The 25,584-nt window shown below is 61.3% G+C and carries 18 protein-coding genes; 4 read left to right on the top strand and 14 right to left on the bottom strand.

Features of this window, described 5'->3' with window-relative positions; translation table 11 throughout:
• Positions 1–35 precede the first annotated feature (35 nt).
• The 5 genes from JTJ32_RS03520 to JTJ32_RS03500 all read right to left on the bottom strand — a co-directional run bounded on the left by JTJ32_RS03520 (position 36) and on the right by JTJ32_RS03500 (position 9,184).
• Positions 36–1,202, bottom strand: coding sequence for a zinc-binding metallopeptidase family protein (locus tag JTJ32_RS03520; protein WP_210040883.1), 1,167 nt, complete (start codon positions 1,200–1,202; stop codon positions 36–38).
• A gap of 229 nt (positions 1,203–1,431) precedes the next feature.
• Entirely contained in the window at positions 1,432–3,780 is a 2,349-nt protein-coding gene (ligA, locus tag JTJ32_RS03515; RefSeq protein ID WP_210040880.1) for an NAD-dependent DNA ligase LigA, read from the bottom strand.
• Between the two features lie 123 nt (positions 3,781–3,903).
• Entirely contained in the window at positions 3,904–4,779 is an 876-nt protein-coding gene (zipA, locus tag JTJ32_RS03510; RefSeq protein WP_099228312.1) for a cell division protein ZipA, read from the bottom strand.
• A gap of 252 nt (positions 4,780–5,031) precedes the next feature.
• Complete coding sequence (gene smc, locus JTJ32_RS03505) at positions 5,032–8,520, bottom strand: chromosome segregation protein SMC (RefSeq protein WP_210040878.1); 3,489 nt, start codon at positions 8,518–8,520, stop codon at positions 5,032–5,034.
• A gap of 4 nt (positions 8,521–8,524) precedes the next feature.
• Positions 8,525–9,184 carry a GntR family transcriptional regulator gene (locus tag JTJ32_RS03500; RefSeq protein WP_184319675.1) on the bottom strand — a complete coding sequence of 220 codons (660 nt, stop codon included), beginning with the start codon at positions 9,182–9,184 and terminating at the stop codon, positions 8,525–8,527.
• 273 nt (positions 9,185–9,457) lie between these two features.
• Between JTJ32_RS03500 and xdhA the strand changes: the two genes are divergently transcribed.
• The 4 genes from xdhA to guaD all read left to right on the top strand — a co-directional run bounded on the left by xdhA (position 9,458) and on the right by guaD (position 15,498).
• Positions 9,458–10,912 (top strand): xanthine dehydrogenase small subunit, encoded by a 1,455-nt coding sequence (gene xdhA / locus JTJ32_RS03495; protein WP_210040876.1) that lies wholly within the window; start codon positions 9,458–9,460, stop codon positions 10,910–10,912.
• The gene (gene xdhB / locus JTJ32_RS03490) at positions 10,905–13,274 is read left to right on the top strand and encodes a xanthine dehydrogenase molybdopterin binding subunit (protein WP_210040875.1); all 2,370 of its coding nucleotides are present in this window, start codon (positions 10,905–10,907) and stop codon (positions 13,272–13,274) included. Before xdhA ends, xdhB begins: the two co-directional genes overlap by 8 nt.
• Before the next feature lie 63 nt (positions 13,275–13,337).
• Complete coding sequence (gene xdhC / locus JTJ32_RS03485; RefSeq protein ID WP_210040873.1) at positions 13,338–14,177, top strand: xanthine dehydrogenase accessory protein XdhC; 840 nt, start codon at positions 13,338–13,340, stop codon at positions 14,175–14,177.
• A 7-nt stretch (positions 14,178–14,184) separates the two neighbouring features.
• On the top strand, positions 14,185–15,498 hold the full coding sequence (gene guaD / locus JTJ32_RS03480; RefSeq protein ID WP_210040871.1) for a guanine deaminase: 1,314 nt from the start codon (positions 14,185–14,187) through the stop codon (positions 15,496–15,498).
• Positions 15,499–15,571: 73 nt separating this feature from the next.
• Here guaD and astE read toward each other — a convergent pair whose 3' ends face one another.
• From astE to JTJ32_RS03435, 9 genes are all read right to left on the bottom strand, one after another.
• Positions 15,572–16,585 (bottom strand): succinylglutamate desuccinylase, encoded by a 1,014-nt coding sequence (astE, locus tag JTJ32_RS03475; protein ID WP_210040869.1) that lies wholly within the window; start codon positions 16,583–16,585, stop codon positions 15,572–15,574.
• Between the two features lie 21 nt (positions 16,586–16,606).
• Positions 16,607–16,894 (bottom strand): topoisomerase II, encoded by a 288-nt coding sequence (locus JTJ32_RS03470; protein ID WP_099228304.1) that lies wholly within the window; start codon positions 16,892–16,894, stop codon positions 16,607–16,609.
• A 59-nt stretch (positions 16,895–16,953) separates the two neighbouring features.
• On the bottom strand, positions 16,954–18,300 hold the full coding sequence (astB, locus tag JTJ32_RS03465; protein ID WP_099228303.1) for an N-succinylarginine dihydrolase: 1,347 nt from the start codon (positions 18,298–18,300) through the stop codon (positions 16,954–16,956).
• Positions 18,301–18,349: 49 nt separating this feature from the next.
• Positions 18,350–19,819, bottom strand: coding sequence for a succinylglutamate-semialdehyde dehydrogenase (astD, locus tag JTJ32_RS03460; protein ID WP_210041120.1), 1,470 nt, complete (start codon positions 19,817–19,819; stop codon positions 18,350–18,352).
• Positions 19,816–20,841 carry an arginine N-succinyltransferase gene (astA, locus tag JTJ32_RS03455; protein ID WP_099228301.1) on the bottom strand — a complete coding sequence of 342 codons (1,026 nt, stop codon included), beginning with the start codon at positions 20,839–20,841 and terminating at the stop codon, positions 19,816–19,818. The genes astD and astA overlap by 4 nt, the downstream gene beginning before the upstream one ends.
• Positions 20,842–20,903: 62 nt before the next feature.
• Positions 20,904–21,947, bottom strand: a complete 1,044-nt coding sequence (gene aruF / locus JTJ32_RS03450; RefSeq protein ID WP_099228300.1) for an arginine/ornithine succinyltransferase subunit alpha — start codon at positions 21,945–21,947, stop codon at positions 20,904–20,906.
• Positions 21,948–22,079: 132 nt separating this feature from the next.
• Entirely contained in the window at positions 22,080–23,297 is a 1,218-nt protein-coding gene (locus JTJ32_RS03445) for an aspartate aminotransferase family protein (RefSeq protein ID WP_210040867.1), read from the bottom strand.
• Between the two features lie 392 nt (positions 23,298–23,689).
• On the bottom strand, positions 23,690–24,673 hold the full coding sequence (gene argR, locus JTJ32_RS03440) for a transcriptional regulator ArgR (RefSeq protein WP_180274327.1): 984 nt from the start codon (positions 24,671–24,673) through the stop codon (positions 23,690–23,692).
• A gap of 135 nt (positions 24,674–24,808) precedes the next feature.
• The gene (locus JTJ32_RS03435; protein WP_184319654.1) at positions 24,809–25,573 is read right to left on the bottom strand and encodes an ABC transporter ATP-binding protein; all 765 of its coding nucleotides are present in this window, start codon (positions 25,571–25,573) and stop codon (positions 24,809–24,811) included.
• Positions 25,574–25,584 lie beyond the last annotated feature (11 nt).

Here is a 25,584-nt window from a genome sequence, read left to right as displayed (position 1 = left end):
GCCCGGTTCTGCGAGAGGCGCGCTTTCCCTGCGGCTCACTGAGCCTGCAACACCTCATCCGCCTTGCCGCCGGCATCCTGGATCACCAGATGGATGAAGTGCAGTTTGGCAATGACCGCGGGCGGCAGTACAAACGGGTAGAAATCCGGCTGGCCCATGCTGCGTGACAGCTCGTTGAGCATCCCGGCCAGTTCGATCCAGGCGTTGACGAACGACAGGAATGCCGGGCCGCCGGGGTGTTGTGGATCGAACAGCGTTTCCAACGGGAACGGCTGATAGTCGAGTTCCATGTCGCGAGCGCTCATGCCGAAACCGAGCGCCGTGTCGACCGCATCCATCATGTGCAGGTAATGCGCCCAGGTCTCGGCCCAGTCTTCCCAAGGGTGCATGGTGGCGTACGCGCTGACAAAGCTTTCCTGCCAGTTGTCAGGCGCACCGTTCTTGTAATGATGATCCAGCGCATCGGCATAGCTGGCGCGCTCATCGCCGAACAGGTTGCGGTAGCTTTCCTGCCAATACGTATTGGCGATCAACCGATCCCAGTAATAATGGCCGACTTCGTGGCGGAAATGGCCGAGCAAGGTGCGATAGGGTTCATGCATCTGCACGCGCATGGCTTCGCGGTGTGCATCGTCCGCTTCTTCGATGTTCAGCGTGATCAGGCCGTTGGCGTGACCGGTGGTGGGCAGATTGCCTTCCAGATCGACGCCAACAAAGTCGAATGCCAGACCCGCTTCTTCATCAATTGTCTTGGGAACGACCTGCAGGCCCAGGGAAATCAGCTGCGCGACGAGACGCCGCTTGGCAGTCTCGACCTTGCGCCAGCGCTCGCCATTTTCAGGGACAGACAGGTCCGGGATGGTCCGGTTGAGGCTGCAGGCAACGCAGAACTCACCCATGTTGTGGGCCGGGAACAACCAGTTGCAGGCCGCAGGCGTGTCCAGGTTCGCGCAACGCCGATAGAGACCTGCATCCGGCTCAGCGCTCAGGCGCCACGTAGTGGGTTCAGGCCCTGGCTCCAGCGCCGCGATACGCCCCTGCTCAGGCAGGTAACCCAACGCCGCCGAACACGCCAGGCATTGGGTATTGGGAAAAAACACCGACTGTCCGCACTGACACTGCCAGACTTTACTGTTGCGTTTGGTCTCACCGACGAAAGGCGCAGTGATACGTGAACTCAATTGCTCGAAAAAGCGATACATGGCGATCTCCCGTGGGCCTTGCATGGACTAGATCATGCGAGTGCTTCAGGGGTTCAAAATATTATTCGGGCAAATGAATGAAGGCGGAAAACGTCGGTTTTCCGGGCCAGAGTGGTGCTTTCATGTGAACAGCGATGACCATGCCCATCGCGCCGGATGGGCATGCATCCCGTGACGCTCAGCTTCACAAATGGCAAGGACTGCGAATTCAGTGAGCCGGGCGCATGGCTCACGTCACCTGTTCGCCCAGCTCGGTCAGACGCTTGAGCAGCTCATCTTCGTCCAGCACTGTCAGTTCCAACTCCCGGGCCTTGGTCAACTTCGACCCCGCGCCCGGCCCTGCGACCACGGTATGTGTCTTGGCTGAGACCGAGCCGGACACCTTGGCACCCAGACGTTCAAGCTTCTCCTTGGCGACGTCGCGGCTCATGCGTTCCAGCGTGCCGGTCAGCACCCAGGTCTGTCCGGCCAGCGGCAGCCCTTCGACTGCCTTCCTCTCGCTGCGCCAATGCATGCCGAACTCCGTGAGCTGGGCTTCGATGGCGCGTGCGCGCTCGGCGTTGGCGGTGTCGTCAAAGAAATCGCGTACGGCCTTGGCCTGTTTCTCGGGCAGCGCCTGGCGCATGTCCAGCCAGTCTGCGCCGATGATCGCGTCCAGCGTGCCGAATTTCTCGGCCAGCTTCAGCGCCGCACCCGGCCCTACCGAAGGCACGTGCAGTTTATCGATCAGGCCGTCCAGTGTGGTGCTGGCGGCAAATTCGGCACCCAGTTCGCCCTGATCCTGCAGCTGCAGGCCACACTCGCCCAACAGCGCGTCGATCACGTTGCGGTTGTGCTCGTCCTCGAAGAAGCTATGGATCTCGTAAGCGACTTCCATGCCGATGTCCGGCAGGTAGGTCAACACTTCCGGCAAGGCCTTTTGGACACGGTCCAGCGACGCCAGCGAACGCCCCAGCACCTTGGCCGTTTCCTCGCCGACATCCGGGATGCCGAGCGCATAGATAAAGCGCGACAGTGTTGGCTGACGGCTGTCGGCAATCGCCTTGAGCAGTTTTTCACTGGAGATTTTGGCAAAGCCCTCCAGATCGATGATCTGTTCGTACTCCAGCTTGTAAAGATCGGCGGGCGAGCCGATGAGCTTTTCGTCCACCAGTTGCTCGATAGTCTTGTCGCCCAGGCCTTCGATGTCCATGGCTCGACGCGACACGTAATGGATGATTGCCTGCTTGAGCTGCGCGCCACAGGCCAGACGCCCGACGCAACGGTAAACCGCGCCTTCGCTGACGGTTTCCTTGCCCTTGCTGCGCTTGATCAACTGGGTGCGTTCGACGTGCGAGCCACACACCGGACAGGTCTGCGGGACCTCCACAGGCCTGGCCCCCTCAGGACGGCGCTCCATCACGACCTGCACAACTTGCGGGATGACATCACCGGCCCGACGGATGATCACTGTGTCGCCAATCATCAGACCCAGACGCGCCACTTCATCCATGTTGTGCAGGGTCGCGTTGGCAACCGTGACACCGGCGACCTTGACCGGCTTGAGGCGCGCAACCGGCGTCACCGCCCCCGTGCGCCCGACCTGGAACTCAACGTCCAGCAGCTCGGTCAGCTCCTCCATGGCCGGAAATTTGTGAGCGATCGCCCAGCGCGGTTCACGGGCGCGAAAACCCAGTTCACGCTGGTCAGCGAGCTTGTTGACCTTGAACACCACACCGTCGATCTCGTAGCTCAGCGACAGACGTCGCTCGCCGATATCGTGGTAATAGGCCAGACACTCTTCGATGCCATTGGCGAGCTTGAGCTCGCGACTGACCGGCACACCCCATTCCTTGAGCTGATTGAGTACACCGACGTGGGTGTCGGCCACTTCTGCGGATATCTGCCCCAGACCGTAACCACAGAACTCCAGCGGACGGTTGGCCGTGATCTTTGAATCCAGCTGACGCAGGCTGCCAGCTGCGGCGTTGCGCGGGTTGGCGAACGTCTTGCCGCCGACTTCCAGCTGGCTGGCGTTGAGCCGCTCGAAACCGGCCTTGGACATGAACACTTCGCCCCGCACTTCCAGCACTTCGGGCCAGCCGGTGCCATGCAATCTGAGCGGGATATTGCGCACGGTGCGCACGTTGACACTGATATCTTCGCCGGTCGCCCCGTCGCCCCGCGTCGCGCCACGTACCAGCGCTCCGTCGCGATACAGCAGGCTGACCGCCAGGCCATCGAGCTTGGGCTCGCAGCTGTACTGAACCTTGCGGCTGCCCTCGGGCAGGTCCAGACCTTCGGTCACCCGTCGGTCGAACTCGTGCATGTCGTTTTCTTCGAAGGCGTTGCCCAGACTGAGCATCGGCATTTCATGACGCACCTGAGTGAACGCCGACAGGGCGGCGCTGCCGACCCGCTGCGTGGGCGAGTCGGGTGTGACCAGATGCGGGTTCTCGGCTTCCAGCGCCTTGAGTTCGTGGAACAGGCGGTCGTACTCGACATCGGGAATGCTGGGCTCATCCAGAACGTGGTAGCGGTAGTTGTGCTGATCCAGCTCTGCGCGCAGTTCCAGGATTCGGGTTTCGACGGCCTTCATACGGTGTTCTCTCGAAAAGCAAAAGAGCAGCCTGGGCTGCTCGATCGGGTGGTTCTGTTGTACCGGTCTCCAGCCCTTGCCGAACGCAACGATTGCGGTTCGCCAAGGGCTGGCACAGCAAACTCAGCCGCGACGCTGAGTCAGGGCACGGCGCTCGAATTCGACGATGCGCTGGCGGTAGTGCTCGATGGTTTGCGCGGTCATCACGCTGCGCTGGTCATCTTTCAGCTCGCCGTCCAGCTCATGAGCCAGCTTGCGTGCTGCCGCCACCATGACGTCGAACGCCTGCTTCGGATGACGAGGACCTGGCAGACCGAGGAAGAAGCTCACCGCACGGGTGCTGAAATGGTCGATGTCGTCCAGATCGAAAATGCCGGGCTTGACCGCGTTGGCCATGGAGAACAGCACTTCGCCGTTACCTGCCATGCTTTCGTGACGGTGGAAAATGTCCATTTCGCCGAAACGCAGGCCGCTTTCCAGAATGTTCTGCAGCAACGCAGGCCCCTTGAAGCCACTTTCGCTGCGCGAGATCACACTGATGACCAGCACTTCCTCAACCGGAGGCAGGTCTTTCTCTTCGGTGATGATCTGGGTCGGCTTGTCGTCCGGGAAGTCATCGTCACGGCCGGTGAACAGGCTTGGGCCGTCCATGTCCAGATTCAGGTCGCCCTGATGCGGTTCGCCCTTGCGCTTCCTGTCACTGTTGCCGCGCTTGCTCTCGCGAACGTTCTCGCGGGCATTGTCTCGCGGACTGGCGCTCATCGACGGCAGGTCGTGCTCGTCCAGTTGAGGTTCTTTATGGGTATCCAGCACACGAGGCGGCCCCAATACCTCGGCCGAGCCTGGTTCCTCGTCGTCCGGAAGGTTGGAAAAGCTCCGGTCAAGCCTGAATTTCAGTTTTCCCTTGCCGCCGCGCATACGGCGCCAGCCATCGAAGAGAATACCGGCAATGACAATTATGCCGATGACGATCAGCCACTCGCGCAGACCGATTTCCATGTAATCCAGTGCCTCTAATGAAGAATTCTGAAAATAAGGGCCTAAACCCCTTTAATACGTGGTGCCAAGTCTATGTTCTGACTGGCATTTTGCCCACGGAAAAATAAAAAGTAGCCGCTAAACTAGCACGACCAAAGGTAACTTTACACCGTCTGTTACACCTCTTTGGTGCGCAAATTGATATCTACCGCACGACCGTCACACTTTCAGGCATCCACAGGCCGTTTTCCCTCATGAAGCACAGGTCCCGACCTAGGCATCCACCAGCGCCATGGCCTCTTCCACATCCACCGCAACCAGCCGCGAGCAGCCCGGTTCATGCATGGTGACGCCCATCAATTGATCAGCCATTTCCATGGCGATCTTGTTGTGGGTGATGTAGATGAATTGCACGGTTTGTGACATTTCCTTCACGAGCCGGGCATATCGACCGACGTTGGCATCGTCCAGTGGTGCATCGACCTCGTCGAGCATGCAGAACGGTGCCGGATTGAGTTTGAAAATGGCGAAAACCAATGCCAGTGCAGTCAGTGCCTTTTCCCCGCCGGACAGCAAATGAATGGTGCTGTTCTTCTTGCCGGGGGGGCGCGCCATGATTGTCACCCCTGTATCGAGTAAATCTTCGCCCGTCAGTTCCAAATAAGCGGAGCCACCACCGAAAACTTTTGGGAAAAGTGCCTGAATTCCGCTATTTATCTGATCGAAGGTCTCCTTGAAGCGATTCCGGGTTTCCTTGTCGATCTTGCGGATCACGTTCTCCAGCGTCTCCAGTGCCTCCACCAGATCGGCGTCCTGAGCATCCAGATAGCGCTTGCGCTCGGACTGCTGCTGGTACTCGTCGATGGCTGCGAGGTTGATGGCACCGAGGCGCTGAATACGTCCGGCGAGACTTTCCAGTTGCAGCTCGGCAGCCTGTTCGCTGGCTTCGGGGGTCAGCGTGGCGAGCACGCCGTGCAGGTCGTAGCCGTCTTCATGCAATTGGTCCTGCAAGGCTTTGCGGCGCACCGTCAGGGCCTGCCATTCCAGACGCTGCTGCTCGAGCTGCCCGCGCAGCAACTGCGACTGCTGCTCAGCCTGCGTGCGGCGCTTCTCGGCGTCACGCAGTTCGCGATCAGCGTCTTCCAGCGCGTTCTTGGCGATGCGCATCTCGTCATCGACCACCATGCGCCGTTCGAGCAACTCTTCCAGTTTGAGCCGCAACTCTTCCAGCGGCGCCTCACCCTCTTCCAGATTGAGGCTCAATTGTTCGCGCTTCTCTGTCAGGCGCTCGGACTGCATCTGCAGACGCTCCAGCGCCTGACGTGTCGAGTCGTGCTGTGCCTTGAGCGAACCCAGACGGACTGCCAGCTGATGGCTGCGATCCTTGTGCAGACGGGCTTCCTGACGCACACGGTCGAGCCGCTCGCGCAGACTGTCGCGCTGGGCCTGAAGCACTTCGCGTTGTTCGGTGTCCAGCGCCATGGCGTCGAGTGCGTCCTGCAATTGCAGACGTGACTCGCCCAGGTGCTCATGTTCAAGCGCACGTTGCTCGCCGAGTTCGGCCAGCTCTTCATCCAGACGGGTGCGGCGCAGGGTCAACTGTTCGACCTTGGCCTTGGCTGCCGACAGCTGTGCCTTGAGTTCGCTCTGCTGGCGCGTCTCGTCCTGCACACGACGGCGCAGTTGCTCTCTCGATTCTTCCTGCTGCGCTTGCTGTTCGCGCAGGCTCGACAGCTGTTCTTCCAGCGCCGCCAGCGTCGCTTCGCGCTCATCACGTTCCAGACCGAGCTGCTGCAGTTCCTGACCACGGGCCAACACGCCGCTCTGTGCTTCGCTGGCACGTCGTACCCGCAGGAAGTGACGCCCGACCCAATAGCCGTCGCGGCTGATCAGGCTCTGCCCCGCTGTCAGTTGACCACGCCGGGCCAGCGCCTCGTCCAGATCGTTGACCGGGATCACCTGCCCCAGCCAGGCCGACAGGTCGATATCGCTTTCCACCTTGTCGAGCAAGCTGCCTGCAATGCGCTGCGTATCGGCTCCGGCGCTCAACAGGCGCAGATCACCCTGCTGAAAGTTCGCCACGTCCAGCCCGTCGAAATCATCGACCAGTACCGCCTGCAGATCGGCACCGAGTACCGTTTCGACCGCCATTTCCCAGCCTGCGTCCACCTTGAGGCTTTCCGCCAGACGCGGGCGCTGATCCAGTTGCTGATCGCGCAGCCACTCGGCGGTGCCGGTGTCAGGGTCGAGGGCGGCCTGCTGCAAGGCTTCCAGCGAGGCCAGACGCCCGTTGAGGCGCTGCAATTCGCCCTGCGCCTGCTGTTGATCCTGATTGGCGCGCTGCAAGGCTTCGCGCAACTGCTCAAGCCGCTCTACCGCCTGCTCTTCGCCCATGTGCAGTTCTTCGAGGGTCATGTCGCGGGTGGCGAGGTCTTCGCTCAGTTCCAGAATCGCCGCGTCTTCAGGGTCGGCAGCCAACAACTGACGTTCCTCGCCCAGACGCCGCTGACGCTCGGCCAGCCGCTCCATGCTTTGCTCCAGCTGCTGGATGCGCGACTGCTGAACCTGCGCCTGACGTTGCGGCTCGGCGGACTGCTGATTGAAGACGTCCCACTTTTCCTGCCAGCCATGCATGGCCGCTTCGGCGTCTTCCAGGGCGATGGCCGACTCTTCGGCCGCCGCGCTGGTCATCTCCTGCTCGGGTTCGAGCATTTCCAACTCTTCGCTGAGCGTGGCCAGCAAGGTGGTATCGTGCCCCAGATGCGACTCGGTTTCCTGACGCGCGCGCTCGGCTTCACGCAGGTCGTCCTGCAACTGGCGCAGACGCTGCTGGCCGTGCTGAATGCTTTGCTCGACCCGGGCAATGTCGCCCCCCACCGAATAGAAGCGCCCCTGCACCAGATTGAAACGTTCGGAAAGATCGTGATGGCCGTCGCGCAATCGTTCGATGCTGGCGTCGGCACTGCGCTGATCGGCGACCAACGCTTCGAAGCCGACCTCCTGGCCGCCGATCACGGCTTCGCGCTGACCGACCTGTTCATTCAGTGCCTGCCAGCGCAGGGCAGACAAATGCGCCTTGAGCTGGCGTTCTTCGGCCTTGTATTCCTGATATTTCTCGGCGGCCTGGGCCTGACGATGCAGACGCTCGAGCTGGCGCTCCAGCTCTTCACGCAGGTCGGTCAGGCGCGCCAGATTCTCATGGGTGCGGCGGATGCGGTTCTCGGTTTCACGGCGACGCTCCTTGTACTTGGAGATGCCCGCCGCTTCTTCAATAAAGTTACGCAGATCCTCGGGCTTGGCTTCGATCAGCTTGGAGATCATGCCCTGTTCGATGATCGAGTAGCTGCGCGGCCCCAGGCCGGTGCCGAGGAAGATGTCGGTGATATCACGACGGCGGCATTTGGTGCCGTTGAGGTAGTAACTGTTCTGGCTGTCGCGGGTCACTTTACGGCGAATGGAAATTTCCGCATAGGCGGCGTATTCGCCCACCAGCGTGCCGTCGGAGTTGTCGAACACCAACTCGATGCTGGCCTGACTGACCGGCTTGCGGCTGGTCGAACCATTGAAGATGACGTCGGTCATCGACTCGCCGCGCAGGTTCTTGGCCGAGCTTTCGCCCATGACCCAGCGCACGGCGTCGATGATGTTGGATTTTCCGCAACCGTTGGGGCCGACAACGGCAGCCATGTTGCTGGGGAAGTTCACCGTGGTGGGGTCGACGAAGGATTTGAACCCCGCCAGCTTGATGCACTTCAGACGCATGGGTTCAGCCTGCCGTCAGTGCAGCGAGCACCAGTTGACAACTGCGCTGGCCGTAGTTGATGAGCACCACACGAACCTGCGCCAGATCGCGCGCGACAACGGCCGCAAGCAATTGCCCGAACAGCTCGAGGTAATCGCTCATCTCCGCCTTGCGCTGCTCGAGGGCCAGGAAGTAGCTGCGACTCATGGACGGCTGCAGATTCTCGATGGTTTCCTCCAGATACGGGTTATTGGCAAATGGATACGCCGCGCGCATGACATTGAAGCTTTCCTCGACGAACGCCTTCACGTCCTGGCTCTCCAGACTGGCCCGCAGACGCTGCTGGATGGCCAGGAACGGAGCAAGGTCCGCCTCGGTCTTCCAGTGCTCGGCCACGGCATTGGCCTGCAGAATGTACAGCTCACTCATCAGCGTGCACAGGCTGGTGACATTGTGGGCATTGAGCACCGTGACCTGCGCACCACGACGCGGCAGGATCGCCACCAGATGACGGCGCTCCAGAATCAGTAATGCTTCGCGCACGGAACCACGACTGACGTTCAACGCCTGCGTGACCTTTTGCTCCTGAATCCGCTCTCCAGGCTTGAGTTCACCGCGGATGATCCGTTCTGCAAGGTGATGGGCTATCTGCTCAGCGAGGCTGTCCGGGGCCTTGAACGTCATGAGTATCCTTCAAAAACCAATTCTTCGTACAAGAGGCGGAGTGTATCGCAACCCAAGGGCATGGCGCAGGGCCATAATCCTCGAATCCGGCACGAAACACGCAAAACCTCGACCATTGCCTGACAGGCGATTCAACAGGTGTGACGTCTTTGATCGGCAGAGGTGCCGAAAACCTGATTTCCTGACTCGAAAGTCAGAAACAAATTGACCCAATAAACAAAGCTGATAGATTCATCGACATGTCCGATGGAAGCCAATTGAGGGCATTACGCCGTGATTCAGTTCCTTTTGAACCAAGAGCTAAAGACCGAGCGAACCCTCGATCCGAACATGACCGTGCTGACCTACCTGCGCGAGCAGGCACACAAGCCCGGTACCAAGGAAGGGTGCGCCAGCGGTGACTGCGGTGCCTGCACGGTTGTTGTGGGCGAGCTGCACATCGACGCGACAGGCAAGCAACAGCTGCGTTATCGCAGCCTCAATTCATGCCTGACGTTTGTGGCGTCGCTGCACGGCAAGCAGTTGATCAGTGTGGAGGACCTCAAGCACCAAGGCCGCCTGCACAGCGTGCAACAGGCCATGGTCGAGTGCCATGGCTCGCAATGCGGTTTCTGCACGCCGGGTTTCGTGATGTCGCTGTTTGCCCTGCAAAAGAACAACGATCAGGCCGACGCGCATCAGGCCCACGAAGCACTGGCCGGCAATCTATGCCGTTGCACGGGTTATCGCCCGATTCTCGCCGCTGCCGAACAGGTGTGCGGACGGCATGAGCCCGATCAGTTCGACCAGTGTCAGGCACAAACCATCGAACGCCTGCGCGCCATCACCCCGCAGCAGATCGGTGAGCTGAACGACGGCGAAAAACGCTGTCTGATCCCGCTGACGGTGGACGATCTCGCTGACCTGTACGATGCCCACCCTCAGGCTCGCCTGTTGGCGGGTGGCACTGACCTGGCACTGGAAGTCACCCAGTTTCACAAGCCACTGCCGGTCATGATTTACGTGGGACACATTGAAGCGATGAAGCGTGTCGAGCGTTTCGAGGATCGGCTGGAGATCGGTGCTGCCACGCCGTTGACCGATTGTTACGCCGCACTTGAGGCCGAGTACCCTGATTTCGGCGAACTGTTGCAGCGCTTCGCATCGCTGCAGATTCGCAATCAGGGCACGCTGGGCGGCAATATCGGCAACGCCTCCCCTATCGGCGATGCCCCGCCGCTGTTGATCGCCCTAGGCGCGCAGATCGTTCTGCGCAAAGGCGAGACCCAGCGCACCCTGGCGCTGGAAGACTACTTCATCGATTACAAGGTCACGGCGCGCCAGGAAAGCGAGTTCATCGAAAAAATCATCGTGCCGACTGCGGATAATCGCCAGGTGTTCAAAGCCTACAAAGTCTCCAAACGGCTGGACGACGACATTTCCGCCGTCTGCGCCGCATTCCGCCTGCACATCATCGACGGTGTCATTGAAGAGGCACGCGTGGCCTTCGGCGGCATGGCGGCGATTCCAAAGCGAGCGACTGCGTGCGAGCAGGCGTTGTCCGGTCAGCGCTGGAACAGCGAGACCGTCGAGCACGCCTGCGCCGCGCTGGGCGATGACTTCACACCGCTGTCGGACTTCCGCGCCAGCAAGGAATACCGCCTGCTAAGCGCCCGCAACCTGCTGCGCAAGTGCTTCATCGAACTGCAGACGCCTCACACACTCACGCGGGTGACTCACTATGTCTGATCATGCCCCGCAAAAGACTCAGGCCGAAATGGCCGCTCTCTTTCAACAAGGGATCACCACCGGCGCAGGCCGCAGCGTCAAACACGACAGCGCCGACAAACATGTCAGCGGCGAGGCCGTGTACATCGATGACCGGCTGGAGTTTCCCAATCAACTGCACGTGTATGCGCGGCTTTCGGATCGCGCCCATGCACGTATCATCAGCATCGACACTGCGCCGTGTCATGCCATCGACGGCGTGCGGATTGTCATCACTCATGAGGACATTCCGGGCCTGAAAGACATTGGTCCGTTGTTGCCCGGTGATCCGCTGCTGGCCATCGACAAGGTCGAGTTCGTCGGCCAACCGGTTCTGGCCGTGGCCGCACGCGATCTGGACACCGCCCGCAAGGCCGCGATGGCCGCGGTGATCGAATACGAAGACCTGGAGCCTGTACTGGATGTGGTGCAGGCCCTGCGCCAGAAGCATTTCGTCCTCGACAGCCATACCCACAAACGCGGCGATTCGACGACCGCCCTGCAAGGCGCGACCCATCGTCTGCAAGGCAACCTGCACATCGGCGGGCAGGAGCATTTCTATCTGGAGACGCAGATCGCCTCGGTCATGCCCACCGAAGATGGCGGCATGATTGTCTACAGCTCGACCCAGAACCCCACTGAAATCCAGAAGCTGGTAGCCGAGGTGCTGGACGTCCCGATGAACCGGATCGTGGTCGACATGCGGCGTATGGGCGGCGGCTTTGGCGGCAAGGAAACCCAGGCGGCAAGCCCCGCGTGCCTGTGCGCTGTCGTGGCGCGCCTCACCGGCCAGCCGACCAAGATGCGCCTGCAGCGTGTCGAAGACATGATCATGACCGGCAAGCGCCACCCGTTCTACATCGAGTACGACGTGGGTTTCGACGACAACGGTCGTTTGCAGGGTATTGAACTGGATCTGGCAGGCAACTGCGGTTATTCGCCTGATTTGTCGGCCTCCATCGTCGACCGCGCCATGTTTCACGCCGACAACGCCTATTACCTGGGCGAGGCCACGATCAACGGCCATCGCTGCAAGACCCACACCGCGTCCAATACGGCCTACCGTGGCTTCGGTGGTCCGCAAGGCATGGTCGCCATCGAAGAGGTCATGGATTGCATCGCCCGCTATCTGGGCAAGGACCCGCTGGCGGTGCGCAAGGCCAACTACTACGGCAAGACCGAGCGCAATGTCACTCACTATTACCAGACGGTCGAGCACAACCTGCTGGAAGAAATGACGGCCGACCTGGAGCAGAGCTGCGAATACGCCGAGCGTCGTGAAGCGATTCGTGCGTTCAATGCCGGCAGCCCGATTCTAAAGAAAGGTCTGGCGTTGACCCCGGTCAAATTCGGCATTTCGTTTACCGCCAGCTTTCTCAATCAGGCCGGTGCGTTGATCCACATCTATACCGACGGCAGCATTCACCTGAACCACGGCGGGACCGAGATGGGCCAGGGACTCAACGTCAAAGTGGCGCAGGTGGTGGCCGAGGTGTTTCAGGTGGACATCGAGCGTATCCAGATCACCGCCACCAATACCGACAAGGTGCCCAACACCTCGCCGACCGCCGCATCCAGTGGCACTGACCTCAACGGCAAGGCCGCACAGAACGCAGCCGAAATCCTCAGACAGCGACTGGTCGAGTTTGCCGCGAAACATTTCAAGATAGAGGAAAGCCAGGTCGAGTTTCGCAATGGCCATGTGCGGGCTGGCGATACCCTGCTGTCATTCGCCGAGCTGGCTCAGTTGGCGTGGATGGGTCAGGTCTCGCTGTCCAGCACGGGCTATTACAAGACGCCGAAAATTTTCTACGACCGCAGTCAGGCGCGGGGGCGGCCCTTCTATTACTTCGCTTTCGGCGCGGCCTGCGCCGAGGTGATCGTCGACACCCTGACCGGCGAGTACAAGATGCTGCGTACCGACATCCTGCATGACGTCGGCGCCTCGCTGAACCCGGCCATCGACATCGGTCAGGTCGAAGGCGGCTACATTCAGGGCGCAGGCTGGCTGACCACCGAAGAGCTGGTATGGAACGCCAAGGGCAAACTGCTGACCACAGGCCCTGCGTCGTACAAGATCCCCGCCGTAGCCGACATGCCACTGGAGCTGCGGGTCAAGCTGGTGGAGAACCGCAAGAACCCTGAAGACACGGTCTTTCACTCCAAGGCCGTGGGCGAACCGCCATTCATGCTGGGCATTGCCGCGTGGTGCGCGATCAAGGATGCCGTTGCCAGCCTGGGCGACTATCGCCATCAACCTCGCATCGACGCGCCTGCAACGCCGGAAAAGGTCTTGTGGGGCTGCGAACAGATGCGCGAGCTGGGGAAAACCGCATGCATGTGATCCTTGATGAGGGTTCCTCACGGAGCACGCGCACCCTCAGCACCGGACCGGTGGGGTACACCCATGAATAACTGGATAAGCGCCCTTGCCGATCTTCAGGCCCGTGGCGAGCCGGCGGTCCTGGTGACGATCATCGAGGAGCTGGGTTCGACGCCACGCAATGCCGGTTCGAAAATGGTGGTCAGTGCCGAGCGGATCCACGACACCATCGGTGGCGGACATCTGGAATACAAGGCCATGGAGATCGCCCGTGAAATGCTCGCCAGCGGCACGCGGCAGACCCGGCTGGAACGCTTCAACCTGGGCGCAAGCCTCGGTCAGTGCTGCGGCGGCGTGAACGTGCTGCTGTTCGAACCCATGGGCGAGCCGGTCGCGCAGATTGCCGTATTCGGTGCCGGGCATGTAGGTCGCGCGCTGGTGCCACTGCTGGCCAGCCTGCCCTGCCGGGTACGCTGGATCGATTCCCGTGAGAACGAATTTCCGGAATCGATGCCCGATGGCGTTACGAGGATCATCAACGACGAACCGGTCGATGAAGTCGCGAATCTGCCCGCAGGCAGTTACTGCATCGTCATGACCCACAACCATCAACTCGACCTTGAATTGACCGCCGCCATTCTGAAGCGTGGCGATTTTGGCTATTTCGGTCTGATCGGTTCGCGCACCAAGCGGGTCAAGTTCGAACACCGGCTGCGTGAACGCGGTTTCGACGCCGGCCTGCTGCAACGCATGCGCTGCCCGATGGGTCTCGCCGAGGTGAAAGGCAAGCTGCCCATCGAGATCGCTGTGTCCATCGCCGCCGAGGTCATCGCCACCTACAACGCAGACTTTGGCCAGCAAAGTGCCAACACCCAACCTATCGCCAAACTGCTGCCCGCCTCGCGCCGCAGCAGGTCGTCATGAGATGCCCATGAGTTCAGTTACGTCCGTTAAAGCCTATCGCGCCGCCATCATCCACAGCATTGCCGACCCTGCCGACGTGGGGCCGGACGCGTCCTTCGAATACTTCGCGGATGGCCTGATGGTCGTCGAAAACGGCTGCATCACTTCGCTCGGTCACGCAAGCGACATGCTGGATAGGCTGGATGACGATGTCGAGCTGATCGAATACCCGGACGCCCTGATCACCCCGGGCTTCATCGACACCCACATCCACCTGCCGCAGACCGGCATGATCGGCGCGTACGGCGAGCAGTTGCTGGACTGGCTCAACACTTACACCTTCCCCTGCGAGCGCCAGTTCGCCGATCCTGAGCATTCGGCGCAGGTCGCGGATATCTTCATCAGGGAACTGCTGCGCAACGGCACCACGACGGCGCTGGTGTTCGGCAGCGTGCACAAGGCGTCGGTCGAGGCGTTCTTCAGCGCCGCGCAACAGCTCAACCTGCGCATGATTGCGGGCAAGGTCATGATGGACCGCAACGCACCGGACTATCTGGTGGACACCCCCGAGTCAGGCTACGCCGACAGCAAGGCGCTGATCGAACGCTGGCATGGCCAGGGACGTTTGAGCTATGCCGTCACACCGCGTTTCGCCCCGACCAGCAGTCCCGAGCAACTGGCGCTGGCCGGTCAACTGCTGAGCGAACACCCCGGCCTGTACATGCAGACCCACATCAGTGAAAACCTGCAGGAAGTCGAATGGGTCAAGGCGCTGTTCCCTGAAAGCAAGCACTACCTGGACGTCTACGACCACTTCAACCTGCTGAGCGAACGCTCGGTGTTTGCCCACGGCGTGCACCTGTGCGACGAGCAGTGCGCAAGACTGGCTGAAACCGGCTCGGCCATCGCCTTTTGTCCCACCTCGAACCTGTTTCTGGGCAGCGGCCTGTTCAACCTGCCGATGGCCGAGAAGCACAAGGTCAACGTGGGGTTAGGCACCGATGTGGGGGGTGGCACCAGCTTTTCGATCCTGCAAACGCTGAACGAAGCTTACAAAGTGATGCAACTGCAGGGCGCACGGTTAAGCCCGCTCAAGTCGCTGTACCTGGCGACACTCGGTGGCGCTCGGGCATTGCGCCTTGAGGACAAGGTCGGCAGCCTCAAAGCAGGCAACGAAGCCGACTTCGTAGTGCTGGACTACAACGCCACGCCATTGCTGTCCTACCGCTTGAAGCAGGCGAAGGACATTGAGGAGATTCTGTTCGTGCTGATGACCCTTGGCGACGACAGGGCCATCAAGGAAACGTGGTCGGCGGGTGAGCGGGTGCACGTGCGGGGGTGATTGCAACGTGCTCATTGTCTGGATCGCGTTCGTTCAGTGAGCCAGCCTTTGCCCGGCGGGAGTTAAACGCGTGTCACCCCAACGCAAGACCTTCCGCTGCCACCGGCACGACCAGAATCCCCGCCCGCAAGCCGTTCTTCACCTTCGGGTTCGGAAAGATGATCCGGGCCCCCTCTTCCTGCACTACCCAGCGTGAATCACTCACGTCTTCGGCGAGCACGAAGCCTTTTTTCAGCGGGGAGAAGTTCTCGACGTCATCGGCCAGATGAAACTTGAAGGCGTCACTGCGCTTGATCACTTCCCGCGCCACGCTGAACAATTGCAGGCCGTCGAGCGAGTCGTCCGTCTCGGGTTCGGTGCCTTCGATCAGTTGCTCCAGGCTGGCGCGCAACGGACCCAGATTGACCTGCTGGTTCTGACCGAACGGCCGGGCCTTGCCCAGTTCCAGAGTGAAGGCTTCAACCCCCAACTGATCATAGGTGTAGGCGCTGAACACGATCGACGGCTTGTTCTGCAACAGCACTGCGCTCATGCCTGCAGCGCGTAAACGGGCCAGTTCGCGGCGGGAATGCTTGCGGCCTTCTTTCCATGGATACAGCGCAAACTGCTCGATCTTCGAACCACGGATCGCGGTGTGCAGGTCGTAGTGCAGCCGATAGCGGTCCGGCAGCTTGAAGAAGCTGGCTGCCAGCCGCTCCAGCTCACAGGCCCGCAAGGCCTCGGAGCCGCCGCTTTGTTCGTGACGGCCATTGAACAGCCGGTTGACGTCCTGCTCGACAAACCGTGTGCCGCGCCGCATGGCCTCGGGGTTGCCGAACAGGAACAGAATACGTGCACGCGGTTTCAGATCGCCGCGCGCAATACTGCGGATCAGTTGATCAAGCAGCTCGATGGGGGCTGTCTCGTTGCCGTGAATACCGGCTGACAGCAGCAGGTCAGTGCCGTTGTCACGAGCCTCGGGCGGGCGGACTTCCAGTGCCCCCTCGCCCAGCCAGCGCATGCGCACGCCTTCGACGGTCAGTTGAGTCTTTTCCGCCGGCTCACGTCCGGCCAGGGTCAAATCAAGTAGTTTGCCGAGAGCGAGCATGGCGCTTCCTTACGGGTTGTTTCAGTGGTTGCAGTCAGGACCGTGCACATGGCCGTCTTCGTCGGCACCCATGTCGGCCGGTTCCATCTCGAGCTGCAGGCTGACCAGATTAGTGGCCAATGGACGCAGCAGCAGGTTGGCGTATTCGGCGTCGTCTTCTTCGACATCAACACCGATCAGCAACTGGCCGCGGCCGTCCTGCTGAATCCACAATTCCTTGCCCTGCCAGATGACGGCAACGCGGGTGCAGGAAGTTTCCAGCTGGGTGCCATCGGTGTCTTCGAGGATTAATTGCAGGGCGTCGCTCATGTTCGCAGTACTCTTGAAAGGGAAAATCATGCGCCGGGCAGCGGCTCGGCGCGCAGGTCTCAAACGAGTTGAAAAGGATAAACGGCGCCCAGTTTAAGGATTTGCGTCAGTTCATCCAATGCCGTTCGGCATTCGGTCAGCAATCGGGGATCGGCCAGGTCATTTTCGCTCATGCGATCACGGTAGTGGCGGTCGACCCATTGGGTGAGGGTTTCGTACAGCGGCGCGGTCATGATCACGCCGGGGTTGACCGCGGCAAGCTCGGTTTCATTGAGCGCAACCCGCAAGCGCAGGCAGGCCGGACCACCACCGTTCTGCATGCTCTGCTTGAGGTCGAACACCTTGACCTCGGCTACCGGGCCGTCATCCGTGATCAGGCGCTGCAGGTAGTTCCAGACGCTGCCGTTGGCCTGGCATTCCTGCGGCACGATCAACAGCATCGAGCCGTCGGGGCGCGACAATAACTGGCTGTTGAACAGGTAAGAGCGCACCGCATCGGACACCGAGACCTCGGCACGCGGCACACAGATCGCCCTTAACTGGCCGCCGACGCGGGCGAGCTTGTCACGGAGTTCATTCAACATCGACTCGGTGTGGAGAAACGCGTCTTCGTGATAGAACAGTACCTCGCCGTTACCCACCGCGATCACGTCGTTATGGAACACGCCCTGATCAATCACCGACGGGTTTTGCTGGCCGTACACCACACCTTCATCGCTCAGGCCGTGAAGACGTGCGACGGCTTTCGACGCTTCCAGCGTCTGCCGGGCCGGGTATTTCTGCGGCGCGGGATAACGGGTGTCGAAGGCGCTGCGCCCGAACACGAAGAACTCCACCCCGGCCTCGCCGTAGTCCCGGCAAAACCGCGTGTGGTTCGCCGCCCCTTCGTCGCCGAACTGGGCGACGGCAGGCAAGGCAGCGTGATGCGCAAAGTGCTGCGAATCGGCGAACATCGCGCCCAATACACGGCTGGTAGTCGGATGTTCAATGCTGCGGTGGTATTTGCAGTTGAGGTTGGCGGCCGTGAAGTGTACGCGGCGGTCGGCCGTGTCGGCACTCGGGCTGACGGTGGCCGCATTGGCGACCCACATGCTCGACGCCGAGCAACTGGCGACCAGCAGCGGCATGTCCTGCCGGGCGGCCTTCTCGATCACCTGTTGGTCGGTGCCGGTAAAACCCAGTTGGCGCAGCCCCGCCACGTCAGGACGTTCCTGCGGTGCGAGCACACCCTGCGTGAAGCCCAGGTCCATCAGAGCCTTCATTTTGGCCAGGCCTTGCAACGCCGCCTCGCGCGGGTTCGAGCATTGCTGGCTGTTGCTCTGGGACGCAACGTTACCGTAGGACAACCCGCCGTAGTTGTGGGTTGGCCCGACCAGACCGTCAAAATTCACTTCACAGGATTTCATCGGCAAGGCTCCGTGGATCTGTTTTTATAAGCAATCGTTACGTGCACTGTCAGCTCAGCCTGATGCCCGGAGTCAGCGTGGCCGGCAGCGTCAGGCTGCCGGTTTCAAGGGATGCCACAGGATACGCGCAGTAATCGGCAGCGTAATACGCACTGGCGCGATGATTGCCGGACGCGCCCACGCCGCCGAACGGCGCGCTGCTGGCCGCACCGGTCAGTTGCTTGTTCCAGTTGACGATACCGGCGCGACTTTCCAGCCAGAACTGCTGATAGCGCGCCTCGGAGTCCGACAGCAGACCGGCGGCCAAGCCGTATCGGGTGTCGTTGGCCTCAGCGATTGCAGCGTCGAAATCGGCGTAGCGAACAACCTGCAACAGCGGGCCGAACAGCTCTTCGTCGGAACGTTCGCTGACCGCCGTCACATCAATGATACCGGGCGTCAATAAGGCAGACTGGGCCAACGGCTGACGCATCTCCAGCAGCGACACCGCGCCTTTGGCCAGCAGAATGCGCTGGGCATCCAGCAGGCCCAGCGCGGCGTCCAGCGAAATCACTGAGCCCATGAACGGCGCAGGCTGCTGATCGAACGAGCCGACTTCGATGGTTTCGCTGACCGCTACCAGTCGGGCCAGGAAGGCATCGCCCCACTCTCCTTGAGGCACCAGCAAGCGACGCGCGCAGGTACAGCGCTGACCCGCAGAAATAAAGGCCGACTGGATCACGGTGTACACCGCCGCGTCCACGTCCTGAACCTGATCGACCACCAGCGGGTTGTTGCCGCCCATTTCCAGAGCGAGGATCTTGTCCGGACGGCCTGCAAACTGCAGATGCAGCGCATTGCCGGTGCGGCTGGAACCGGTGAAGAACAGACCATCGATACCCGGATTGGCGGCCAGTGCGATGCCGGTTTCGCGATCCCCCTGCAGCAGGTTGAGAACCCCGCCAGGCAGACCGGCTTCGATCCAGCATTTGACGGTCAGCTCGGCCACTTTCGGCGTCAGTTCGCTGGGCTTGAACAGCACGGTATTACCGGCCAACAGCGCTGGCACGATGTGCCCGTTGGGCAGGTGTCCGGGAAAATTGTAAGGGCCGAACACGGCAACTGCGCCATGCGGTTTGTGACGCAACACTGCAGTCGCATCGCCCAGCGGGCCGCTTTTTTCGCCGGTGCGCTCGCGATAGCTCTGCACCGAGATGGCAACCTTATTGATCATGGTGGTCACTTCGGTGGCCGATTCCCACAGCGGCTTGCCGGTTTCCTCACCGATGCAGCGGGCCAGCTCGTCGGCGTGATGCTTGAGCCGCGCCGCGAAGGCTTCGAGCACGTCGATGCGCTCCTGCAACGAGCGCCGCGCCCAGCCCGGAAAGGCCTGTCGCGCGGCCTGCACTGCCAGATCGACCTGTTCGGCCGTCGCACCCTGACCTGACCACAGCACCTGCTGGGTCACAGGGTTCAGCGACGTGAACGTTTCACCCTGCCCGGCCTGCCAGGCGCCTGCGATATACAGCGTACTCATCAGACTCCCTCCCGCGCCGCCGACAGCGGCACTGCCCGCACGTTGTCGCCAGCGCTCATGCGCAGGCGTCTGGCGGTCGTCGGATCGACCACGAGCGTGCCTGCGGCAAAGCGCGCCGGGCCGACCGTGATGCGGCAGTCTTCGCGCTTGCGGTTATAGATCAGAAATTGTGGCGCATCGTCGCCCGGCGTGCCGATGGCCAGGACCAGCGCCTGACTGTCGTGCACCGCACGGATCTTGCCGGTTTCGCATTCGATGGCAGGGCCCGCGTCGAAGATGTCGACGTAGCCTTGATAACTGAAGCCTTCAGCCTTGAGCATGGTCAGCGCAGGCTCTGTGTCGGCGTGTACTCGGCCGATCACGTTGCGCGCATCTTCGGAAAGAAAGCAGGTATACAGCGGAAACTTGGGCATCAGTTCGGCGATGAACGCCTTGTTGCCGACGCCGGTCAGGTAATCGGCCTGGCTGAACTCCATCTTGAAGAAGTGCCGCCCCAGGCTTTCCCAGAACGGCGAACGTCCATTCTCGTCGGACATGCCACGCATCTCGGCGATGATCTTGTTGCCGAACAGCTTCGGAAATTCGGCGATGAACAGCATGCGCGCCTTGGACAACAGACGGCCGTTGAGGCCGTTGCGTGCGTCGCTGCGCAGAAACAGGGAGCACAGTTCCGAGTTGCCGGTCAGGTCGTTGGCCAGAAACAGCGTCGGAATCTCGCGGTAGATGTTCAGTTCCTGAGAAGCACTGACGGTCAGGCCGACCCGGTAGTTGTACCAGGGCTCGCGCAGCCCGACGGCACCGGCAATGGCGGAAATCCCGACGACATGCCCTTCATCGTCTTCGAGCACGAACAGGTAATCCGCGTCGCCCCGCTCGGCTTCGCCACGAAAGGTCTTTTCAGCCCAGCCGACGCGATGCGCCAGGCGCTGCTCGTTGGCAGGCAGGGTCGTCAGACCGGCACCGGTGCTGCGCGCCAACTCGATCAGTGCGGGCAGGTCACTGCTGCGTACGGGACGAACGATCATGTTATCTCCTCAGCGGCTCTCAAGAGCCTCGAAACTCGCTTATCAGCATTCGCAGGTCTGGCTCAGACCGCCACGATCCGCACACTGGCACCTTCACCCACACCCAGCGCCTCGGCGGCCTGCAGGCTCAGCACTACCGGGCGACCGGGCGCCCAGTCCAGCTCCAGCAGTACGGCGCGGTAATCCTGAAGCAGGCCATTGGCGACCAGATACGAACGCCCGCCCCGGCCGACATCGCTGGCATTGCCGCTGTTGGCACCGGCTTCGATCTTGACCGGCACCAGACGGCTCTGGGCAATCGAGCGAATGCCGGAGACCCGTGCGTGCAGGGTTGGGCCACCGTCGAAAATGTCGATGTAGTGATCGGTTTCGAAGCCCTCGCGCATCAGGATGTCGAAGGTGATCTGCGCACGCGGATGGACCTGCCCCATGGCTTCCTGCGCCTCGTCGGGCAGCAGCGGCACGTAGATCGGGTAATGCGGCATCAGCTCGGCCAGAAAGGTCCGGCTTTTCAGCCCGCACAGGCGCTCGGCAGCGGCGTAGTTGAGGTCGAAGAAGTTGCGACCGATGGCGTCCCAGAACGGCGAGTCGCCATTTTCATCGCTGTAGCCGACGATCTCGGTCACCACCGAGTCGGCGAAGCGTTCAGGATGGCTGGCGACGAACAGCAGGCGGCCACGGGAATTGAGTTCCGACCATGGCGTGCCGACCAGTTCGGGCACCACGTAAAAGCTAGTCAGCAGGCTGTTGCCGGTGAGGTCGTGACACTGCGACAGCACGTGAATCTTGTTGTGGATCTTCAGCTCGCGAGACGCATGCACAAAAGTCTCGTTGCGAAAGCTGTAGAACGGCTCGGAGTAACCGGCCGATGCGACGATGCCCGAACAGCCCACCAGTTGTCCGCTCTCGCTGTCTTCCAGCACGAAGAAGTAGGTCTCTTCGCCATTGAAACTGACCTCTGCGGCGAACGAGGCCTCCGAAGAGCCGATCTTGTCGCTCAGGCGGCCAGCATCGTCGGGCAAGGACGTGACACCAATCGGGCTGTCGGCGGCGAGGCGTTGAACCTCGGCCAGATCAGCCATTTGCGCGGGGCGCATCACCAGCATGGTGCCACTCCTTGTAGATCCACAGACCGGAACGACCGGCACTAAAAAAAGCACCACGCGACGTCATGCCCGCAGGGTGCCGAAAAGAGGCCGGTGCCCGCCTTGGCGAACACCGGCAGATAACGCGTTGAATCAGGACGTCAGCTTGGCGACAGCGCGCTCGAAGCGGTTCAGGCCTTCGTCGATGTCGGCGTCTTCGATCACCAGACTTGGCGCGAAACGAATCACGTCAGGACCTGCCTGCAGAATCATCAGGTCCTGGGACTCGGCCGCATTGAAGAAGTCCTTGGCCTTGCCTTTCCAGGCATCGGACAGCACACAACCGATCAGCAGGCCCAGACCACGAACCTGGGTAAACACGCCGTATTGCTGGCCGATCTTTTCCAGACGGGTCTTGAAGCGCTCGTGCCTGGCCTTGACTCCCGCCAGCACCTCACGCGTGTTGACGACGTCGATCACCGCCTCGCCTACGGCGCAGGCCAGGGGGTTGCCGCCATAAGTGGTGCCGTGTACGCCGACAGCCAGGTGTTTGGCCAGCTTGTCGGTGGTCAGCATGGCCGCCAGCGGGAAGCCGCCGCCAATGCTCTTGGCGCTGGAAAGAATGTCCGGGGTCACGCCGTAGTGCATGTAGGCAAACAGATGGCCGCTACGACCCATGCCGCTCTGCACTTCGTCGAACACCAGCAGCGCGTTGTGCTCGTCGCACAGCGTGCGCGCGCCTTGCAGGTATTCCAGCTCGCCGGGCAGCACACCGCCCTCGCCCTGAATCGGCTCCAGCACCACCGCGCAGGTCTTGTCGGAGACTGCCGCCTTCAGCGCCTCAAGATCGTTGTACGGCACATGGGTGATGCCGGTGATCTTGGGGCCGAACCCGTCGGAATACTTCGGCTGACCACCGACGCTCACGGTAAACAGCGTGCGACCGTGAAAGCTGTTCACGGCGGCGATGATTTCGTACTTCTCCGGGCCATACAGATCATGGGCCACACGACGGGCCAGCTTGAAAGCCGCCTCGTTGGCTTCGGCACCGGAGTTACAGAAGAACACGCGATCGGCGAACGTCGCGTCCACCAGCTTTTTGGCCAGACGCAACGTCGGCTCGTTGGTAAACACGTTCGACACATGCCACAGGTTGTTGGCCTGCTCGGTCAAGGCACCGACCAGCGCCGGATGGCAGTGGCCCAGGACGTTGACGGCGATCCCGCCCGAAAAATCCACCAGCTCACGGCCCGCCTGGTCCCAGACTCGGGAGCCCGCGCCACGTACGGGAATGAACCCGGCCGGCGCGTAGTTGGGGACCATTACCTGGTCGAAATCGGCGCGTTGCACCGCAGCATGCTCAACGGACATCGGAGTCTCCTGATGAGGAACGCCCGCCTGAAACTGGCGGGCGATGGAAAGATTGTAAGGACAGATTCGGCTTGGACCTTGCCGCCAGGCGACAACTTGTTACAGCGCAAAACCGTGTTTTTTCAAGGTTTTCGGCAATGCGACATATTGCGTCACAAAGGCGCAGTTTAAACCGATTGAGGGCGGGTGTCTGGCCCGGCGCTGTTTCGATGCGGACACCATTCACGGCGCTGTAGGAGGCAGCTTGCCAGCGGTGGGGTTTATTCAGTGGCAGGTATGGCACTTTGGAAACCGGATCGCCGGCGAGCCGCCTCCCACAGTGTGGTGTTTGATGCGCCACAGCCCTCCTCCAACAGAAAACTGTGCGTCCCTGGCAGGCTATGCTTGAACGCTCAGCCGCGCTCGGCCGGGACCGGCGAAAGCTCGAACGGGCTGCTGCTGCGTCGCTGGTTGCGGTCTTCACGAGGCGTGGCGCCGAAGAAGTTGCGGTAGGCGCTGGAGAAGTGCGGCCCGGAAGAAAAACCGCAGGACAGGCCGATCTGGATGATCGATTTGCTGGTCTGCATCAGCATCTGGCGCGCCTTGTTCAGGCGCAGTTCCAAGTAATACTGACTGGGGACGCGATTGAGGTACTGCTTGAAGATCCGCTCCAGTTGACGACGCGACACGCAGACGTGCTGGGCAATCTCATCGGTGGTCAGGGGCTCTTCGATATTGGCTTCCATCAGCAGCACCGCCTGGGTGAGCTTCGGATGGCTGGAGCCCAGTCGATTCTGCAACGGAATGCGCTGACGCTCACCGCCCTCGCGAATACGCTCCACCACCAGCTCTTCGGACACTGCACCCGCCAGCTCCGCACCATGATCACGGGACAGCACCGCCAGCAAAAGGTCGAGCACCGACATGCCGCCGCAGGCCGTCAGGCGGTCGCGGTCCCAGTCGAACAAGTGACTGGTGGCGATGACTTTCGGGAAACGCTCACTGAAATCGTCCTGCCAGCGCCAGTGGACCGCGGCGCGATAGCCGTCGAGCAGCCCGAGTTGCGCCAGCGGGTAAACGCCTGCCGACAGACCGCCGATCGAGCAGCCGGCACGCACCAGTTGCTTGAGCGCACTGCCCAGCACCGATGCAACCGGGGCTGGAGGTTCATCGGCCAGCAGAAACAGCTTGTGCAGCCCATCCAGACGCCCGGCCCAGGGATCGCCCGGCAACTGCCAGCCGCCATCGGCGACGGCAGGCTCGACCTGCAGAAACGACAGTTCATAGACCACTTCAGGGTGCACGCGCTGGGCCACGCGCAAGGCTTCCTCGGCGAGCGCCAGGGTCAGGGCTTTGGTGCCAGGCCAGACAAGGAAACCTATTCGATGGGCAGTCATTGGGACATCCGATACGTATCGCCGCAAAAGCCAAGCCCATTGACAGGCTCGATCTGGAATCTCCAGGTCATGTCGCGTGTCGCGCAGCATGCCCTGTTCTACTGCAAAAAGGCACCGCCGGGGCGGTGCCGCTCATCACTTCAAGCTGCCGGACAGAAACTGCTGCAGGCGTTCGGTCTGCGGGTTGGCCAGCACCTCACGCGGGGCGCCGCGCTCCAGCACCACGCCCTGATGCAGGAATACCAACTGGTTGGAGACTTCGCGGGCAAAGCCCATTTCGTGGGTCACCACCACCATGGTCCGGCCTTCCTGCGCCAGCCCCTGCATGACCTTGAGCACATCGCCGACCAGTTCCGGATCGAGCGCCGAAGTCGGCTCATCGAACAGCATCACTTCAGGCTCCATGGCCAGCGCACGGGCAATTGCCACGCGCTGCTGCTCGCCACCGGACATGTGCCCCGGATAGGCATCCTTGCGATGTCCGACGCCGACCTTGGCCAGGTAGTACTCGGCCTTCTCCAGCGCCTCCTTCTTCGGAACGCCCAGCACATGCACCGGCGCTTCGATAATGTTCTGCATAGCGGTCATGTGTGACCACAGATTGAAATGCTGGAACACCATGGAAAGGCGCGAGCGCATGCGCTGCAGCTGCTTGCCGTCCGCCGCTTTCAGGCCACCGTCCTTGTTCGGGACCAGCTTCAGTTCTTCACCGTTGAGCAGGATCCTGCCCGCATGAGGCTGTTCGAGCAGGTTGATGCAACGCAGGAACGTGCTTTTGCCCGAGCCGCTGGAGCCGATGATGCTGATCACATCGCCAGCGCTGGCCGTCAGGGACACGCCCTTGATCACTTCGTGGCTGCCATACCGCTTGTGCAGGTCCTGGACTTCCAGTTTGTTCATGCTTTGGTTTC

It is taken from the genome of Pseudomonas alliivorans (genome assembly GCF_017826695.1).
GTDB lineage: Bacteria > Pseudomonadota > Gammaproteobacteria > Pseudomonadales > Pseudomonadaceae > Aquipseudomonas > Aquipseudomonas alliivorans.
This window is presented reverse-complemented; position numbering and strand designations above follow the sequence as displayed.